14 protein-coding genes and 1 pseudogene are annotated in these 16,364 nt (G+C 72.4%); 7 read left to right on the top strand and 8 right to left on the bottom strand.

What is annotated here, in order from left to right:
- A pseudogene (locus ACZ3YL_RS25725) lies at nt 1-96 on the bottom strand (electron transfer flavoprotein subunit beta); the annotation flags it as partial.
- A 373-nt stretch (nt 97-469) separates the two neighbouring features.
- Between ACZ3YL_RS25725 and ACZ3YL_RS25720 the strand changes: the two are divergent.
- Nucleotides 470-1,753 carry a hypothetical protein gene (locus tag ACZ3YL_RS25720; protein ID WP_465659988.1) on the top strand — a complete coding sequence of 428 codons (1,284 nt, stop codon included), beginning with the start codon at nt 470-472 and terminating at the stop codon, nt 1,751-1,753.
- A complete protein-coding gene (locus ACZ3YL_RS25715) occupies nt 1,750-2,304 on the top strand; it encodes a hypothetical protein (RefSeq protein ID WP_465659987.1) in 555 nt (184 codons plus the stop codon). Before ACZ3YL_RS25720 ends, ACZ3YL_RS25715 begins: the two co-directional genes overlap by 4 nt.
- On the opposite strand, the gene ACZ3YL_RS25710 is transcribed toward ACZ3YL_RS25715, so the two are convergent.
- Nucleotides 2,273-4,495, bottom strand: a complete 2,223-nt coding sequence (locus ACZ3YL_RS25710; protein ID WP_465659986.1) for a tetratricopeptide repeat protein — start codon at nt 4,493-4,495, stop codon at nt 2,273-2,275. The two genes, ACZ3YL_RS25715 and ACZ3YL_RS25710, sit on opposite strands and share 32 nt — an antisense overlap.
- 264 nt (nt 4,496-4,759) lie before the next feature.
- Between ACZ3YL_RS25710 and ACZ3YL_RS25705 the strand changes: the two genes are divergently transcribed.
- The gene (locus tag ACZ3YL_RS25705) at nt 4,760-7,771 is read left to right on the top strand and encodes an AfsR/SARP family transcriptional regulator (RefSeq protein ID WP_465659985.1); all 3,012 of its coding nucleotides are present in this window, start codon (nt 4,760-4,762) and stop codon (nt 7,769-7,771) included.
- A gap of 257 nt (nt 7,772-8,028) precedes the next feature.
- Here the strand turns inward: ACZ3YL_RS25705 and ACZ3YL_RS25700 are convergent, their stop codons facing one another.
- The 3 genes from ACZ3YL_RS25700 to ACZ3YL_RS25690 form a co-directional block, all read right to left on the bottom strand.
- Nucleotides 8,029-8,994: a Dyp-type peroxidase gene (locus ACZ3YL_RS25700; RefSeq protein WP_317621097.1), complete on the bottom strand. Its 966-nt coding sequence runs from the start codon at nt 8,992-8,994 to the stop codon at nt 8,029-8,031.
- A 154-nt stretch (nt 8,995-9,148) separates the two neighbouring features.
- On the bottom strand, nt 9,149-9,775 hold the full coding sequence (locus ACZ3YL_RS25695; protein ID WP_188305222.1) for an FMN reductase: 627 nt from the start codon (nt 9,773-9,775) through the stop codon (nt 9,149-9,151).
- A complete protein-coding gene (locus ACZ3YL_RS25690) occupies nt 9,772-10,908 on the bottom strand; it encodes an LLM class flavin-dependent oxidoreductase (protein WP_465659984.1) in 1,137 nt (378 codons plus the stop codon). The genes ACZ3YL_RS25695 and ACZ3YL_RS25690 overlap by 4 nt, the downstream gene beginning before the upstream one ends.
- Nucleotides 10,909-11,055: 147 nt before the next feature.
- Between ACZ3YL_RS25690 and ACZ3YL_RS25685 the strand changes: the two genes are divergently transcribed.
- On the top strand, nt 11,056-11,817 hold the full coding sequence (locus ACZ3YL_RS25685) for a PP2C family protein-serine/threonine phosphatase (protein WP_188305220.1): 762 nt from the start codon (nt 11,056-11,058) through the stop codon (nt 11,815-11,817).
- Nucleotides 11,818-11,904: 87 nt separating this feature from the next.
- Here the strand turns inward: ACZ3YL_RS25685 and ACZ3YL_RS25680 are convergent, their stop codons facing one another.
- Entirely contained in the window at nt 11,905-12,477 is a 573-nt protein-coding gene (locus tag ACZ3YL_RS25680) for a DoxX family protein (RefSeq protein WP_188305219.1), read from the bottom strand.
- 192 nt (nt 12,478-12,669) lie between these two features.
- On the opposite strand from ACZ3YL_RS25680, the gene ACZ3YL_RS25675 reads away from it, so the two are divergent.
- Both ACZ3YL_RS25675 and ACZ3YL_RS25670 read left to right on the top strand, forming a co-directional pair.
- Complete coding sequence (locus tag ACZ3YL_RS25675) at nt 12,670-13,266, top strand: TIGR03086 family metal-binding protein (RefSeq protein ID WP_188305218.1); 597 nt, start codon at nt 12,670-12,672, stop codon at nt 13,264-13,266.
- An 80-nt stretch (nt 13,267-13,346) separates the two neighbouring features.
- A complete protein-coding gene (locus ACZ3YL_RS25670) occupies nt 13,347-13,805 on the top strand; it encodes a hemerythrin domain-containing protein (protein ID WP_465659983.1) in 459 nt (152 codons plus the stop codon).
- Nucleotides 13,806-13,842: 37 nt separating this feature from the next.
- On the opposite strand, the gene ACZ3YL_RS25665 is transcribed toward ACZ3YL_RS25670, so the two are convergent.
- Both ACZ3YL_RS25665 and ACZ3YL_RS25660 read right to left on the bottom strand, forming a co-directional pair.
- The gene (locus ACZ3YL_RS25665) at nt 13,843-14,631 is read right to left on the bottom strand and encodes a VOC family protein (protein WP_188305216.1); all 789 of its coding nucleotides are present in this window, start codon (nt 14,629-14,631) and stop codon (nt 13,843-13,845) included.
- Between the two features lie 122 nt (nt 14,632-14,753).
- Nucleotides 14,754-15,335 carry a Uma2 family endonuclease gene (locus ACZ3YL_RS25660; protein WP_465659982.1) on the bottom strand — a complete coding sequence of 194 codons (582 nt, stop codon included), beginning with the start codon at nt 15,333-15,335 and terminating at the stop codon, nt 14,754-14,756.
- A 220-nt stretch (nt 15,336-15,555) separates the two neighbouring features.
- Here ACZ3YL_RS25660 and ACZ3YL_RS25655 point away from each other — a divergent pair, with 220 nt between their 5' ends.
- Nucleotides 15,556-16,236 carry a TetR/AcrR family transcriptional regulator gene (locus ACZ3YL_RS25655; protein ID WP_188305214.1) on the top strand — a complete coding sequence of 227 codons (681 nt, stop codon included), beginning with the start codon at nt 15,556-15,558 and terminating at the stop codon, nt 16,234-16,236.
- Nucleotides 16,237-16,364: the final 128 nt, after the last annotated feature.

Genomic DNA, 16,364 nt, shown 5'->3' with positions numbered 1-16,364 from the left:
CACACCCTCCCGGTCGGTGGTGTGGTCGTCCGCGAAACGACGGTCACCCGTCGCGTCCGGCACGTACTTCACACAGACGACGATCCTCAAGCTCATGAGCGGTTTCTCCTGTCACGGGTGCACGGATGCACTGGATCCATGGCCTCAGGTCAGGCCGAGGGTACTGAGTGCCAAGTCCGGCCCGGCAGCCGTCCGCGCGCCGCAAGCGCCACCTGGACCGGCATGCCGTGTCGGATCTCTTCGACTGGCGTCAGAGGCTCCATCGAGAGAATACGGCACTCAGTACCCCTCGTAAAGGCACTCAGTACCCTACCCGGTGTCCAGCGATCCCACGCCCCGGCGGCAAGCGGACACAAGGTTTCCGCAAGCCCGCGCCAGGTCTCGTCAATGAATCCGCCAGCCGGCCCGGGGAGCATCGGCGGCGGGGCCCGTCGACGGCCCCGACCTGCGATCAAGGAGGGGGAACGGAATGACCTTGGTGCACGGGGAACAGGACATCACGACCACCTACGGGACGCACGACAGCCACCGCACGAACGGGACGCCCGACGGCGCGGCCTGGCCGCTGGAGACGCTGCGGGACCGCAAGAAGGTCCTGGTCGTCGCCCAGACCATGGTGTACGCCCAGCGGCTGCACGACTTCTACTCGCTGCTCGCCTCGGACCTGCGGATCCACGTGCAGTTCACGGTGGCGCCGCACATGTTCAACCGGGGCACGGCCGAGGCGCTGCTCGCCCTCGGCGCCACCGTACTGCCCTGGGAGCAGGCCGTCCGGCGCGAGTTCGACCTCGTCCTGGCGGCCGGCTCGCAGGGGATGGAGCAGTTGCACGGGCCGGTCGTCCGGCTCCCGCACGGGGCGGGCAACATCAAGCTGCCCCGGGGCGGCGGACCGGACGGCGAGCGGCCGGCCCGCAAGCTCGGCCCGGACTACCTGTGCTGGGAGGGCCGGCTCGTCCCGGTCTCGTTCGCGCTGGCCCACCAGGAGGAACTGGCCGAACTCGGGCGCAACTGCCCGGAGGCCCTGCCGATCGCCGAGGTGGTCGGCGACCCCTGCTACGACCGGATCGCCGCCGCACTGCCGCACCGGGAGCACTACCGGACGGCCCTGGGGCTGCGACCGGAGGAGAAGCTCGTCCTGGTCTCCTCCACCTGGGGGGCCGGCTCGCTGTTCACCCGGCTCGACACCGTCCTGCCCCGGCTCACCACCGAACTGCCCCGGCCGGGCTACCGCACCGCGCTGCTGGCCCATCCGAACATCGCCGCGGCGCACAGCCCCTGGCAGGTGCGCTCCTGGGCGATGGCCACCGCGCGCGGGGCCGTCTCGGTCGTGCCGCCGGAGGCGGACTGGCGGCCGCTGCTGGTCGCCGCGGACTACATCATCGGCGACCACGGCTCGGTCACCCTGTACGGCGCGATGACCGGCGCCCCCGTGCTGCTCGCCGAGTACCCGCACCACCACGTCAACCCGCGCTCGCCGTCCGCCCAGCTCGCCCGGACGGCGCCCGCCCTCGCCCCCGGACACCCGCTCACCGGGCAACTCGCCTACGCCACCGAGCAGTACCGCCCGGAGGACTACACGGCCATCGCCGACCGGATCAGCTCCGAACCCGGCCGCTTCGACCGCAACGCCCGTCGGCTGCTGTACCGGGTGCTCGGGCTCGGCCAGCCCGCGCACGGCCCGGAGCCGGCGCCGCTGCCGCTGCCCGCTCCGCTGGACGCCCCGCTCCTGCCGGACTTCCGGCGGGCGGGGTGACCAGCGGGCCGCACACCGTGCGGCTGGCGCCGGTGGCCGGCTCCCCGGCGGTGGTGTTCGAGGCGGTGGTGGTGTCCCCGGCCGGCGTCCGCCACGGACTGCTGGTCGCGGACCGGCCGCGCCCCGACCTCGGCGACCGGCCCGGGCCCGGCTTCGTGGACGAGCACCTCGCGGCCGACCTCACCGAGCCGGCGGGCTTCCGCCGACGGCGGTACGCCGATGTGCTGCACCTCGGGCCGTTCCCCGGGGCGGACCTCCACACGCGGCTCGCCGGGGTGCTGACCGCGCACCCCGGATGTGCGCTGGCCACGGCCGAGGACCGGACGGGAGCCGTACTGCTGCTCGCCCGGACCGGGGCCCGGCTCGTCCTGCGGGCCTGCGCGCCGCCCGGCGGACCGGTCCCGCCGCCGGCGCTCGGCTCGCTGGCGCACGCCTGGCTCGCCGCCGGGCGGCGGCTGACCGAACTCACCCGGGTCGACCTCACCGGCTACCGCACCCCCGAGCCGGGACGGCCCCGGCTCAGGACCGCGGCTCGCCGCGGCGGGGGGTGACAGCAGGATCAACGGCGGGATCACCGGTGGGATCACTGGCGGGATCGACGGCAGGATCACCGGCGGGATCGACGGCGTACGCGGCGAGGCGGCCGGCCAGTCTGGCCGCCTCGGCCGCGGCGCCGAGCTGCGTGTACCGGGCCCGGGACTGCTCGAACCGGGCCCGTGCCGCCTCGGGACGGCCGCGCGACTCCTCGACCTGACCGGCGAGTTCCAGCGTCCGCGCCTCCCAGTGCGCCGACCGCCGGGCCCGGAAGCCCGCGAGGGCCTGCTCGAAGCAGTCGTGGGCCGGCTCGTCCCGGCCCAGCGTGCCGTACGCCAGACCAAGGAAGGCCATCGCACGGGCCTCCTCGTAGCCGTCCCCGACCGAGGACAGCTCACGGCGGGCCCGCTCGATGGGCTCCACCGCCTCGGCCGCCCGGTCCGCCAGCAACAGCACCTCGCCGTACGCCAGCCGGGCCAGCGCCGCACCGCGTACGTAGTGCTCGGCCTCGCGGAGCCGGATCACCTCGTGCAGGCACTCGGCGGCGGCGTCCAGTCGACCGGCCAGCCGATGGGCCTGGCCGAGCCCGTTCAGCGCCTGCGCCTGGCCCAGCCGGTGGTCCATGGAGCGGGCGAGGTCGAGGGCCTCGCCGTACCAACGCGCCGACTCCTCCCCTTCTCCCGCGTTCCGCAGGCCCGCCCCGCCGGAGGTGAGCATCCGCAGCTCGCCGTTCCGGTCCTGCGCCGCCCGGGCCGCCCGCAGACCGATCCGGTGGGCCGCCACCCACAGCCCAGCGGGGCGCAGCCGCAGGAACAACGGCCACATGGCGTCGGCGAGTTGCCAGGCGGCGGCGGGGCGGTCCAGCTCCTCGCACCAGCGCAGGACGTCGGCCAGCCGGTCGCGCTCCCCGTCCAGCCATTCCAGGGCCCGGACGTCGTCCGCGAACTCCCGGGCCGGGAGGAGCGGGTGGGTCAGGTAGTCGCGGGCGAGGGTGCGGTGGCTCGGCGAGACGACGGCCTCGGCGGCCGTGGCGGTGGCGAGGTACCAGTCGACGATCCGGTCGAGGGCGGCCCTGGTCGGGCCCGCGTCACGGACCTCCGCCCCGCGCGCCCCGGCGTGCAGCCGGACCAGGTCGTGGAAACGGAACCGCTCCGGGCCCTTCTCCTCCAGCAGGTGCACATCGATCAGACCGTCCAGCAGCCGGTCGGCCCCGGCCAAGTCGGTGTCCGCGAGGACGGCGGCGTTCTCCAGGGTGAACTCGGCGAACGGCAGCAGGCCCAGCAGGCCGTACAGCCGGGCGGCCGCCGGCTCCAGCACACCGTAGGAGGCGTCCAGCAGGCCCCGCACCGTCTCCCCTTCCACGTTCAGCGCCGCCAGCCGGTCGGTACTGCGCCCGAGCATCTCGGCCGTCGCCGCGAGCGGCTGGGCCGGGCGCGCCGCGATCCGCGCCGCGGCCAGGCAGATCGCCAACGGCAGCCCGGCACAGGCGTCCACCACCTCGGCCGCGGCGACGCTCTCGTCGGCCACCCGGCGCTCGCCCACCCGCTCGACGAGGATCTCGGCCGACGCCTCCGGCGCGAGCGGTGCCAGCGCGCGGAACACCGCGCCGTCTATCCCCAGCCCGGTGAGCCGGCGCCGACTCGTCACCACGACCACCGTGCCGTCCGAACCCGGCAGCAGCGGGCGGACCTGGGCCGCCGTCGAGGCGTTGTCCAGCAGTACGGCGATCCGCCGCTCGGCCGCCAGCGAACGCCACAGCGCGGCGCCCTCCGCCAGACCACGGGGCACCGGCGAGATCCCGAACGCCCGCAGGAACGCGCCCAGTGCCTCGGCCGGATCGGCCGGCCCACCCGGCGCGTACCCGCGCAGATCGGCGTACAACTGACCGTCCGGGAAGCGCCCGGCCTGGCCGCGCAACCACTGGGCGGCCAAAGCCGTCTTCCCCACTCCCGCCGGGCCGGTCACCACGAAGGTTCCATCCGGCGCGCCGCCGCCCGGGCTCAACGACCGGTCCAGCGCCGCCAGATCGGCCTCCCTGCCGATCAACCGCCTTGGACTGGGCGGAAGTTGGCGCGGCTTGGGCAGCGGCTGGGCATGCAGGTGCACCCCGCCGTTGATCGTCCCCGCCTGCACCACCGAGCCACCGACCCCTCCGCCGCCGGTCAGCGAGTTGCGCACGACTCCGAAGGGCGGGTTGGCATCCGTCACCGGCCACCACCGACCACGGCCGATCCTGTCACTGGCTCCCCCCGCCTTCGACGAATTAACCGCGTGCAATTAGCAGATGACATGTCGTCAAGTCGAGAACATTCCCAAAGGTCCATCTCCCGAACCCCATCGTGGTATAGCCGATCACCCCGTACGCGTGCCATGCTCACCCGCGACACGGCAAGCTGGTAGCCAACCGGCGGGGGGCGTCACATGAAGTTCCATCTCCTGGGATCAGTTGAACTGTCGGTGAACGGAGAGCCATTGGCGCTCCACTCCGACAAACGGCGCCAACTACTGGCCTCGCTGGCCCTGGAGGCAGGAAGGCCGCTCTCCCACACCTCGCTCGCATACCGACTGTGGGACGAGGAACCACCGCCCAGCGCCCTGACCAGCCTGTACAGCCACGTTTCCCACCTCCGGGCACTCCTGAGACGGGCCGCCCGCGCCACCGGAACGGAGAACTCCAGGGAAGCGCCGACGATCGACACCCGATCGCACACGTACACCCTCCGGGCCGACCCCCAACTCATCGACTGGCACCGATATCTGGAGCTCTCCCAGCAAGCCCGACTACTCGCCGCCAACGGACAGGACCACCAGGCCAGAACCGTCCTCAGCCGCGCCGAGGAACTCTGGGGCGGCGAACCCCTGGCCGGCCTGCCCGGCACCTGGGCCCGGAACACCCGTGCCACCATGGCCGACCAGCGCTTCGCCACCACCCTCCAGCGGATCGAGATCGACCTGCGGATCGGCCGCCACCACGAACTGATCCCCGAACTCACCGCCCTGCGCGAGAACCGCCCCACCGACGAACGCCTCGCCGGCCACCTGATGACCGCACTCCACGCGGCCGGCCGCCAGGCCGACGCGCTGGCCGTCTACCCCGCCGTCGTCCGGCTCCTGCGCGCCCACCTCGCCACCGAACCCGGCGAGGCGCTCACCCGGCTGCACCGGCTCATGCTCAACGGCGAACCGCTGCCGGGCACTCTGGCCCAGGTGTCCGCCGCCCCGCCGGCCGCTGCGGCCGCCGCCCCCGTGGAACCGCCCGGGCGGCACCGGCTGATCGGACGGCGCGAGGACCTCCGGCGCGTCCTGCCCGGCGCCGGTACCGGCCGGGGCGGGGTCGTCACCGTCTCCGCGATCCTCGGCATGCCCGGAGTCGGCAAGACCACGCTCGCCCTGCACGCCGCCGACCTGATGCGCGAACAGTTCCCCGACGGGTACGTCCACCTCAATCTGCGCGCCCACATCGGCAACCAGCCGCCGCTCACCCCCGAGGCCGCCGGCTCCCTGCTGCTGAGACGCCTGGGCGTGCCCGCCACCACCATCCCGCTCGACGCCGACGAGGTCTTCGCCCTCTGCACCGAGACCCTCTCCACCCGCCGGGCCGTCCTCGTGCTCGACGACGCCGCCAACGCCGCCCAGATCCGCCCGCTGCTGCCGCCCGCACCCGCCGCCCTGATCATCGTCACCAGCCGCCAGCGGCTCGCCGAACTCCCGTGCTCCCGGCCGGTGTTCCTGGACGTCCTGCCGGTCGACGACGCCGTCGCCCTCTTCACCAACGTGGTCGGCCCGGACCGCTCGACGGACCGGGACCGGGTGGTCGAGATCGTCAACCGCTGCGGCCTGCTCCCGCTCGCCATCGAACTCGCCGCCAGCCGCCTCAAGGCCCGCCCCTCCTGGACCCTCGACCACCTCGCCCGCCGCCTCGCCCGCAAGGCCCGCCTCGCCGAGATCCGCAGCGGCACGGCCAGCATCGCGCGCGCCTTCGAGGTCTCCTACCAGTACCTTCCGGCCGGTCAGAGATCCGCATTCCGGCTGCTCGGGCTGTACCCGGGACCGGATTTCGGAGTGCACGCGGCGGCGGCGCTGTTCGGGCGGACGATTGATGAGACCGATGAGGTTCTCGAGGCCCTCCTGAACTGTCACCTGATCGTCGAAATCTCGCCCGAAAGATACCAACTACACGATCTTCTGAGAGAGTTCGCGGTGGCGCTGGGAGTGGAGGAGGAACAGCGGGACTCGGCGGTCGACCGGCTGCTCCGCTTCGCGCTGCACGCGGCCGACCAGGCGGATCTCCTGCTCTACCCACGCAGATCCAGAACCCGGCTGCCGGTGGACCGTCAATTCGATGACATGGGCGATTTGTTGGGAGATATCGAGATCACCTCTCCCGCCTCGGCACGGACGTGGCTGGAGTCGGAACACGCCGCCCTGATCGCCCTGACCGCCCAGGCCCACCGCACCGGATACGCCGAGACCGGGGCCTGGCTCGCCCACGTCCTGGCCGGCTACCTGGACGCCGAGGCGTACTGGAGCGAGGCGCAGGAGATGCACCGGGCAGCCGCGGCACACTGGCGATCGGGGACGAACGATCGGCAGGAGGCCAGGGCGCTGATCGACCTGGGGGCGACGCTGGCGAACGCCTCCCGCCACGACTCCGCGGCGGAGGCCCTCGAACGCGGACTGGCCCTCGCGCGCGCGGATGACGACCCCGACGCGGCGGCGAACGCGCTCAGCCTGCTGGGGCGGGTGCGGTGGAACCAGAGCCGCCTCCGGGAGTCGCTGGCGATCCAGGAGGAAGCACTGGCCATTCGACAGGAGATCGACGACCAGTGGAACGTGGCGCGCTGCCTGGCGAACATCGGCATCGTCCACCGCTCGATGGGGAATTACGAACTCGCCGTGGCCGCCTACAGCAGAGCTCTGCCGATTTCCCGGGAATTCAATGACAGGGTTTTCGAACTGCGGATCCTGAACAACATCGGAGACCTCCAGCTCATCTCCGGAAACACGTCGGACGCGCGCCGGACATTCGAGCAGATCCTGCACATCGGGCGCGGCCGGATATCCCAGTTCGACCTGTCCGTCGTGCACGTGAACCTGGCCGCGACCCTGAGAATTCCGGCGGAACTCGACCGCGCGCTCGCGCTGTACCGATCGGCACTGGAGACCTTCCGATCGGTCGGCAGCGCCCGCTACGAGGCGGACGCCATCAACGGCCTGGGCTCGGCATACCTGGCCGCCGGCCGACACGAGGAGGCGCGCGACCAGTACGTTGCGGCCCTCGGCCTGGCGCGATCCATCGGGACGGCCCGGGAGGAAGCGACCGCGCTGCGGGGGGCCGGCCAGTGCGAGGCCGCGCTCGGAAACGCGGACAACGCCATCGAACTTTTGCTCGCGGCCGTCAATCTCGCCGAGTCGATCGGTATCGCCGATGAGGCGACCCGGGCTCGTACGGCACTTGCCGAGCTTCGCACTCATCAAGCCTGACAATCGCATTTTGCGGAAAACTTTCGAACCGCTAAGATCCCCAGGCGTCGGCAGATCTGCCGACGCCTGCCTCGGGTTTGCGAGTTACTCAGGAGTAGCGCATGTCGATGGGCCCCGTACCCACCTTCTGGGATATCCCCATCTGGTGTTGAGAACGTAGGGCGTCGGCCGCCTCTCCCGTGTACACGCAGAAATTCAACGACTCCTGACGATAGAGCCGTACCGAGTCCGCGTCGCGGGAGAGGCCGCCCACCTGTTCAGGCGGGCGGCGGGGAATCCAGGAGACCGGCGGTCGGGACGAAGAACAGCGAGCCGGTGACGGCGGTGGAGAAGTCGAGCAGCCGGTCGGTGGTGCCGGGCGGGCGCCCGAGGAACATGTTGCGCAGCATCTCCTCGGTCACCCCGGGGTCGCGGGCGTAGCCGATGAAGTAGGTGCCGAACTCGCCGCCGTGCTCGAAGGAGCCGAAGGCCATGTTGTAGCGGACGATCTTCCGCTCCTCGCCGTCCGGGTCGGTGATCACGGTGAGTGCCACGTGCGAGTCGGCGGGTTTGGTGTCGTCGTCCAGCTCGATGTCGGTGAGCTTGGTGCGGCCGACCGCCCCCTCCTGCTGCTCGACGCTCAGCGTGTTCCACTTGTCCAGGTCGTGCAGGTACTTCTGGACGATGACGTAGCTGCCGCCGGCGAAGTCCGGGTCCTCCTCCCCCACCACGGCGGCGGTCTCGGCCGCCCGGCCCTCGGGGTTCTCGGTGCCGTCGGCGAAGCCGAGGAGGTCCCGGTCGTCGAAGTAGCGGAAGCCCTGGACGGAGTCGACCACGGTGGCGGCCCCGGCGAGGCGGGAGGTGAGTCGGCCGGCGAGCTCGAAGCAGAGGTCCATCCGCTCGGCCCGTAGGTGGAGCAGCAGGTCGCCGGGGGTGGACGGGGCGCGGTGGCGGGGGCCGGCCACTTCCTGGAAGGGGTGGAGGGCGGCGGGCCGCGGGCCGTCGAAGAGGCGGTCCCAGAGTTCGGAGCCGATACCGGTGACGCAGGTGAGGCCGCCCTCGCGCGCCCGGAAGCCGACGGCCCGGCGCAGTCCGGCGAGGTCGGGCAGGAGCGCGCGGACGGTGTCCTCGCCGCCGGGTTCGACGGTGAGGACGAGGAAGATCGCCGCGCCGGTCAGCGGGGAGAGCACGGCCTGGGGTTCGGAGGGCGGGCTCACGGTCGCCGTCCTCGAAGGGGCGTGCACGGAGTGTGGCGGACCAGCATCAACCTGATCATGCCAATGATTACATCGCATAGCGGACACATCGGCGCGGTCGAGACACGGCCGAACGGCCTACGCCGTCCGAGTCCATCCGGCGGGGCGGGTGCGCCCGGTCGCGCACCCGCCCCCGCGACTTTCAGACCCGCAGCGCCGCCAGCTGCTCGGCGAACGGGACCACCTGCTCCGGCACCGCCGCCCCCGCCACCGGGGCGCGCCCGGCCAGCAGGGTCGCCAGCTCGCCCCCCGCGCGGTCGATCCGGCCCGGCAGACCGTCGGTGAGGGCGTCCCCCGCCGTGCCCCAGTCGTCGGTGGCCGCGTACACGGCGGTCGGCAGCACCACCGCGCGCAGGTAGCTGAACAGCGGCCGTACGGCGTGTTCCAGGGCGAGCGAGTGCCGGGGCGTGCCGCCGGTGGCGGCGATCAGCACCGGCTTGCCGGTGAGCGCGTCGTGGTCGACCAGGTCGAAGAAGGACTTGAACAGGCCGCTGTAGGAGGCGGTGAAGATCGGTGTCACCGCGATCACCGCGTCCGCCCCCGTCACCGTCCCGAGCGCCTCGCGCAGCCCGGCGGCCGGGAAGCCGGTGACGAAGTTGTTGGCGATGTCCACCGCGAGGTCGCGCAGTTCGATCACCGTGACCTCGGCCTCCCGCCCCTCCCGGGCGAGCCGGCGCACGGTCGACTCGGCGAGCCGGTCGGCCAGCAGGCGCGTCGAGGACGGCTTGCTCAGGCCTGCGCTCACCACGGCCAGCTTGAACGCGGTCACTGGGAGACCTCCTCCTTCTCACGGGCGTCACCGGCGTCACGGGCGTCACCGGCGTCGCGGGCGTCACGGGCCGCGACCAGCGCGGCGTGGGTCGGCCCGTCCGGCACCTCGGCCGGCCGGTCCTTGGCGAACTCCGCGCGCAGCACCGGCACGACCTCCTCGCCGAGCAGGTCCAGCTGCTCCAGCACCGTCTTCAGCGGCAGGCCGGCGTGGTCCATCAGGAACAGCTGGCGCTGGTAGTCGCCGAAGGTCTCGCGGAAGGTCAGGGTCTTCTCGATGACCTCCTGCGGGCTGCCGACGGTCAGCGGGGTCTGCTCGGTGAACTCCTCCAGCGAGGGCCCGTGCCCGTACACCGGCGCGTTGTCGAAGTACGGACGGAACTCGCGCACCGCGTCCTGGGAGTTCCTGCGCATGAACAGCTGCCCGCCGAGGCCGACGACCGCCTGCTCGGGGGTGCCGTGGCCGTAGTGGGCGTAGCGCTCGCGGTACAGGTCGATCAGCTTCCGGAAGTGCTCCTTGGGCCAGAAGATGTTGTTCGCGAAGAAGCCGTCGCCGTAGTAGGCGGCCTGCTCGGCGATCTCCGGGCTGCGGATCGAGCCGTGCCAGACGAACGGCGGGACGTCGTCCAGCGGGCGCGGGGTGGAGGTGAAGGACTGCAGCGGCGTGCGGAAGCGGCCCTGCCAGTCGACCACGTCCTCGCGCCACAGCTGGTGCAGCAGCGCGTAGTTCTCGACCGCGAGCGGGATGCCCTGGCGGATGTCCTTGCCGAACCAGGGGTAGACCGGGCCGGTGTTGCCGCGGCCCATCATGAGGTCCACCCGGCCGTCGGCGAGGTGCTGGAGCATCGCGAAGTCCTCGGCGATCTTCACCGGGTCGTTGGTGGTGATCAGCGTGGTCGAGGTGGACAGGATGATCCGGTCCGTCTGCGCGGCGATGTAGCCGAGCATGGTCGTGGGCGAGGACGGGACGAACGGCGGGTTGTGGTGCTCGCCAGTCGCGAAGACGTCCAGGCCGACCTCCTCGGCCTTGCGCGCGATGGCCACCATCGCCTTGATCCGCTCGTGCTCGGTCGGGGTGCGGCCGGTGGTCGGGTCGGGGGTGACATCGCCGACGCTGAAGATTCCGAACTGCATGCTGCTCACCACACTCCAGGAGGTCCCAGGTAGTCCAACTTTCAACCACCCTAGCACCCGGGTGCGGATCCTTATTCCCGCCGACAATGGAAGGCGTGGAAGGCGGGGCCCGACCACGGAAGCGGCCCCCCGGAAAGGCGGCCGACGATGGCGCCGTACATCGCGGTGAGCGCGCTGAGCCACGAGGGCCTGGTGCGGGAGCACAACGAGGACAGCCTCACGGTCGGTCCGTGGACACTCTGCGCGACCGTGACCACCAACCCGCAGACCCTGCTCTTCCCCCTCGGCCCGCCCTGCGTGGTCGCGGTCGCCGACGGCCTCGGCGGCCACCCCGGCGGCGAGGTGGCCAGCGCCCTGGTCGCCCGCCGGCTCGCCGCCACCGGGGCCGCGCTGGACGGCGAGGAGGCCGTCCGGGAGGAACTGCAGGAGTGCAACCGGGCGGTCTACGCGGCTACCGCCGGGGAGCCGGAACTCGCCGCGATGGGCACCACCATCGCCGGACTGGTGCTGCTGCCCGAGCAGGCGGTGGTCTTCAACGTCGGCGACAGCCGGGTCTACCGGGTCACCGCGGACGGACTGCGCCGGGTGAGCGTGGACGACAGCCCGCCGCTCCCGCCCGGCCGACGCACCACCTCGCTGGTCACCCAGACCCTGGGCGGCTCGCTCGGGCTCACCTTCGTCGAACCCCATGTGCGGACCGCGCCGCTCGCCCCCGGCGACCGCTACCTGGTGTGCAGCGACGGCCTGACCGACCCGGTGCCCGAGGAGGAACTGGCCGGACTGCTCGCCCAGCCGGACGAGCCCTCCGACCGGGCCGACGGGAAGGCCGCCTTCGAGCTGTGGAAGGCGGCCGTCGAGGCGGGCGGGCCGGACAACATCACCCTGGCCCTGGTGCGGATCGGCGCGTAGCCGGGCACGGCTCGCGCGGAAGAGCCCGAAAGCCATGCTGACGGATCGTCACCATGGCTTTCGGGGAGGCGAGTTTGGAGGCCCTGGCTACTTGCGCAGCAGCAGGATCACCCCGGCCGTCGCCAGGCCCACCAGCACGGCGGCCACGCCGTACGCCAGCCGGTGCGCCTTCAGCACCGGCAGGAAGCGGTCCACCGCGTAGCGGCCGGGGCCGGTGAGCGCGAGGGCGGCGGCGCCCGCGGTCAGCAGCAGCTCGTACTCGTTGCCCTTCGGGGCGAAGAAGCCGCCGCCCCAGGTGACGGCGATCGCGTTGACCATCGTGCCGACGATCGCGGCGCCCGCCAGCGGGGTCAACAGGCCGACGGCGAGGCCGAGTCCGCCCAGGATCTCGGTCAGGCCGGCGACCACGGCCATGGCGTTGCCCGCCGGATAGCCGCTCATGGTGAAGAAGTGACCGGTGCCGTCGATCCCGCCGCCCCCGAACCAGCCGAACAGCTTCTGACTGCCGTGCGCGGCCATGGTCAGGCCGAGCACCAGGCGCAGGAGCAGGAGTCCGGCGTCGTAGGCGTGCGGGGAGGTGGTCGCGGGCCCGGAGCCGTCGCGGGCGGGACGGACGGTGGGACTGGTGGCGGCGGTCGTGCTCGGGCTGCTGCTCGGCATGCGCGTCTCCATCGATCGGGGTCGGTCGTAGGGGTGTGGTTGGTGGTGCGGCCGGGCCGGGTGTGGTGTCCCGTGCCTGTTGTTCAAATTTGAACCGGCCACTCCACGACCGTACCTTGGAGTTCGAATTTGAACAACTGACGGATCGTGAGCGACTCGCGTGCCCCGCCGGGCCCGGGGCAGGGTGGAGACATGGCTCACCACAGGCAACACCAGCGGACCACCCGGCCCGGCACGCCCTACCCCGAGGCGCTCGCCGCCTTCGACGAGCGGGTCCGGCTGGTCCCGCCCGACCGGTGGGACGCCCCCACCCCGTGCGCCGACTGGTCGGTCCGCGACCTGGTCAACCACCTCACCGGCGAACAGCTCTGGGTGCCCGAGCTGCTGATGGGCGCCACCATCGCCGAGGTCGGCGGCCGCTTCGACGGCGACGTGCTCGGCGAGGACCCGGTCGCCGCCTGGACCTCCGCCGCCGAAGCCGCCCGGCAGGCCTGGGAGGTGCCCGGCGCCACCGAGCTCACCGTCCACCTCTCCTTCGCGGACACCTCCGGGCAGTACTACCTGGACCAGCTCACCACCGACCTGGTCGTCCACACCTGGGACCTCGCCCAGGGCATCGGGGCCCGCACCCGGCTCCCCGCCGACCTGGTGGACTTCGCCCTCGGCGAGTTCGGCGGCTACGGCGACCTCTCCGGCAGCGGACTCTTCGACCCGCCACTGCCGGTCCCCGCGGACGCGACCCCCCAGACCCGGCTGCTGGCCCTCACCGGGCGTCGCGACGAGGGCTGAACCAGGAGTTCCGCACGGCGGCGCCGGATACTGGACAGTACGGGGGCCAGTCCTGATCCCGGACGAGAGGCGGGCGCGCCATGAACCGCAGGCCGGACATCCTCGGGGAGTTCACCGCCGACCACAAGGCCGTCACCGAGCTGCTCGACCGGGCCCAGGCGGCCCCGGCCGGCTCGGCCGAGCGCGGCGAGCTGGTGACCAAGCTGACCGACCTGCTGTTCACCCACTGCGCCGGCGAGGAGGAGCACCTCTTCCCGCTCGTCCAGCACGACGTGCCCGAGGGCGGCGCGCTGGTGTTCCGCAGCATCCACGACCACCTGGCGATCGGGCAGTACCTCGCCGACCTGCAAGGACTCGTCCCGGCCGACCCGGCCTTCGACACCCTGCTCAGCGGCCTCGCCGACACCCTCCGACGGCACCTGACCAGCGAGGAGCAGGTGCTCTTCCCCGCCGCCCGGAAGGCCCTGCCCGCGGCGGACCGCGCGGCCCTGGGCGACCGGCTGCGGGCGGAACGGACGGAACTCGAGCGCCCGGAATGACTCCGCCCGGCTCAGGACTCCGGGCCGACCTCCCCGCTCAGGACTCCGGGCCGATCACCGCGAACCGGGCGCCGTCACGGTCCCGCAGCCGGGCCACCCGGCCGTACGGGGAGTCGAAGGCCGGGCCGACCACCGAACCGCCCAGCTCCACGGCCCGGGCCAGCGCCCGGTCGGTGTCCGGGACGGCGAAGGAGACCTCCCAGTGCGGTGGCATGCCCGCCGGGCCGCCGGACTGCTCCTTGGCCAGCGCGGCGACGCTGTGACCCTCGGTGCGCAGCACCACCCGGTCGTGCTCCCAGCGGACCTCGAAGCGCTCCGGATCCCGGCCGTCCCAGCGGAACACCTCGCCGTAGAACAGCGCCGCCGCGAACGGGTCCGGGGTGCGCAGCTCGATCCAGACCGGCGCGCCCGGCAGGTCCAGCTTCCGGGCGCGGCCCAGCGGGCCCTCCCAGATGCCGAACACCGCCCCCGCCGGATCCGCCGCGAAGGCCACCCGCCCGGCATCGAAGGCCAGCGGGCCGACCGCCAGGGTCGCACCGCGCTCCCGCACCGCGTCGGCGACGGCGTCGGCGCTCTCCGTCCCGAAGTAGCTGGTCCAGGCCTGCGGCACCGCCCCGAGGCCCGCCACCCCCAGCCCGGCCACCGCCTCACCGCCGACCACCGCGTGCACGTACGGCCCGAAGCGCTCCGGCGCCGGCTCGAACTCCCAACCGAGCAGCGGGCCGTAGAACTCCTTGGCACCCTCCAGATCCCCGGCCATCAGGCTCACCCAGCACGGAACGGCCGCCACGCAGCGCACCCGGGCGGTCGTCTCCTCGCTGCCCATCGCGGACCTCCTCGCCCACCCCGGCCGCCGGGCCCCTCCCGACTCCCGCGACCCACCGGCCGCCCGGGACGCCCACAGCCTAGGGCGACGGAGGAACCCGCCCCGGGAAGACATGGCCGGGCTCAGCGCACCCAGTTCTTCAGCGGCTCGGTGTCCAGGACAATGCCGACCGGCTCGGGGAGGTGGACCGTCTTGCCGAAGGGGAGGACTTGGATGCTCTCGTACCGGACGCCGTCGGGCTGGCTGTAGACGACGACCTCGGCGGAGTCCCGGTCGATCAGCAGGTAGACGGGGATGCCGGTCTCGGCGTAGGCGCGGGGCTTCTCGATCCGGTCGCGACGTTCGGTGTCGGAGTCATATGAGGTCACCTCGACGACCATCAGGACCCCACCGGCATTCGCCCACTCACCCTGGCTGCCGAAAGTGCCACTGGGTGCAAGCGTGCCATCTGGGCGCGCATGGCCTCCACGGTAGGTCTGGACTTTCAGCCCTTGGTCGTAGAGCCACAACTCAGGACGCGACTGGATGCAGATCCGCATCAGCCACTCGATGATCAGGCCGTGGTCGCCGTCCGGCACGGGCTTGACCCCCAGCTTCCCGTTGATGAACTCCGGCCGGACGCCTTCGGCGGTCCGCGCCAGAGCGTGAGCGAGTTCCTCGAACTGCTCGGGCAGCATCTGCGGGCGGTCGGAGATCGCGGTCACGGGCTTTGCTCCTTCGCCTTGGCACCCACCCGCTCAACGAGCACGACGGCGGGTGGTCACGGGGGCACCAGGCCTTCGACGATAGCCGACCCGACCGACACCGCCCATGATGTGATGCAGGTCACAGTCGGGGAGGAAATTACGGGGACAGATTCCCCGTTTCCGAGTACGTTGGCAAAAGCGGGGAGAACTTCCCCGGTATCCTGGAGGAGCAGTCGTCATGACCACCGTCGCCGCCGAGTCGGCCCGTTCGCTGGGGAGTGTGCGTACGCCGAAGTTGCGTGCGGACGCGAGCCGGAACCGGGAGCGGATCGTACTGGCGGCCCGGGACGCGTTCGTCGAGCACGGTGCCGAGGTGCCGCTGGACGAGATCGCGAAGCGGGCGGGGGTCGGCAATGCCACGCTGTACCGGAACTTCCCGGACCGCGCGGCGCTGATCCAGGAGGTGGCGCTGCTCGTCAAGAACCGCATCCTGGCCCTCGCCGAAACGGCGACGGCCGAGGCGGACGCGGGCGAGGGCGGCGGTCCGTTCGAGGCTCTGGAGCGGTTCGTGCACGCGACCGTGGCGGAGAAGGTCGGCGGGCTCTGCGCCGTCTTCACCAGCACCGTCGACCGGGACGACCCGGAGTTGGCCGAGACGCGGGAGCGCCTGCGGTCCGCCGTGAGCGGACTGATGGAGCGCGCCCGGGCCACCGGCGAACTGCGGTCCGACGTCGACCACGGGGACCTGTTCGTCGCGATCAGCCAGCTGTCCCGGCCGCTGCCGGGCACCTCCTGCGGGCTGCTCGACGAGTTCGTCCACCGCCACCTCCAGCTGTTCCTGGACGGCCTGCGCACGCCAGCCCGTTCGTCGTTGCCTGGCCGGGCCGCGACCTTCGAGGACTTCCGCCCCCGGGACTGACCGACCACCTGGACCCGACACCACTGATCCGACCCACCAGCACCCCGCCTCCGCGCGGCTGACCGGCGCCGTTCCCGGACGCCTCCGCGCGCGCCCTCGCACCCGTACGGCAACCTGCCGGTCCCGTA

The sequence above is a fragment of the Kitasatospora sp. NPDC023176 genome (assembly GCF_055560495.1).
Note: the sequence above shows the minus strand (reverse complement) of the source record. Positions and strands in the feature narration are given on the sequence as shown.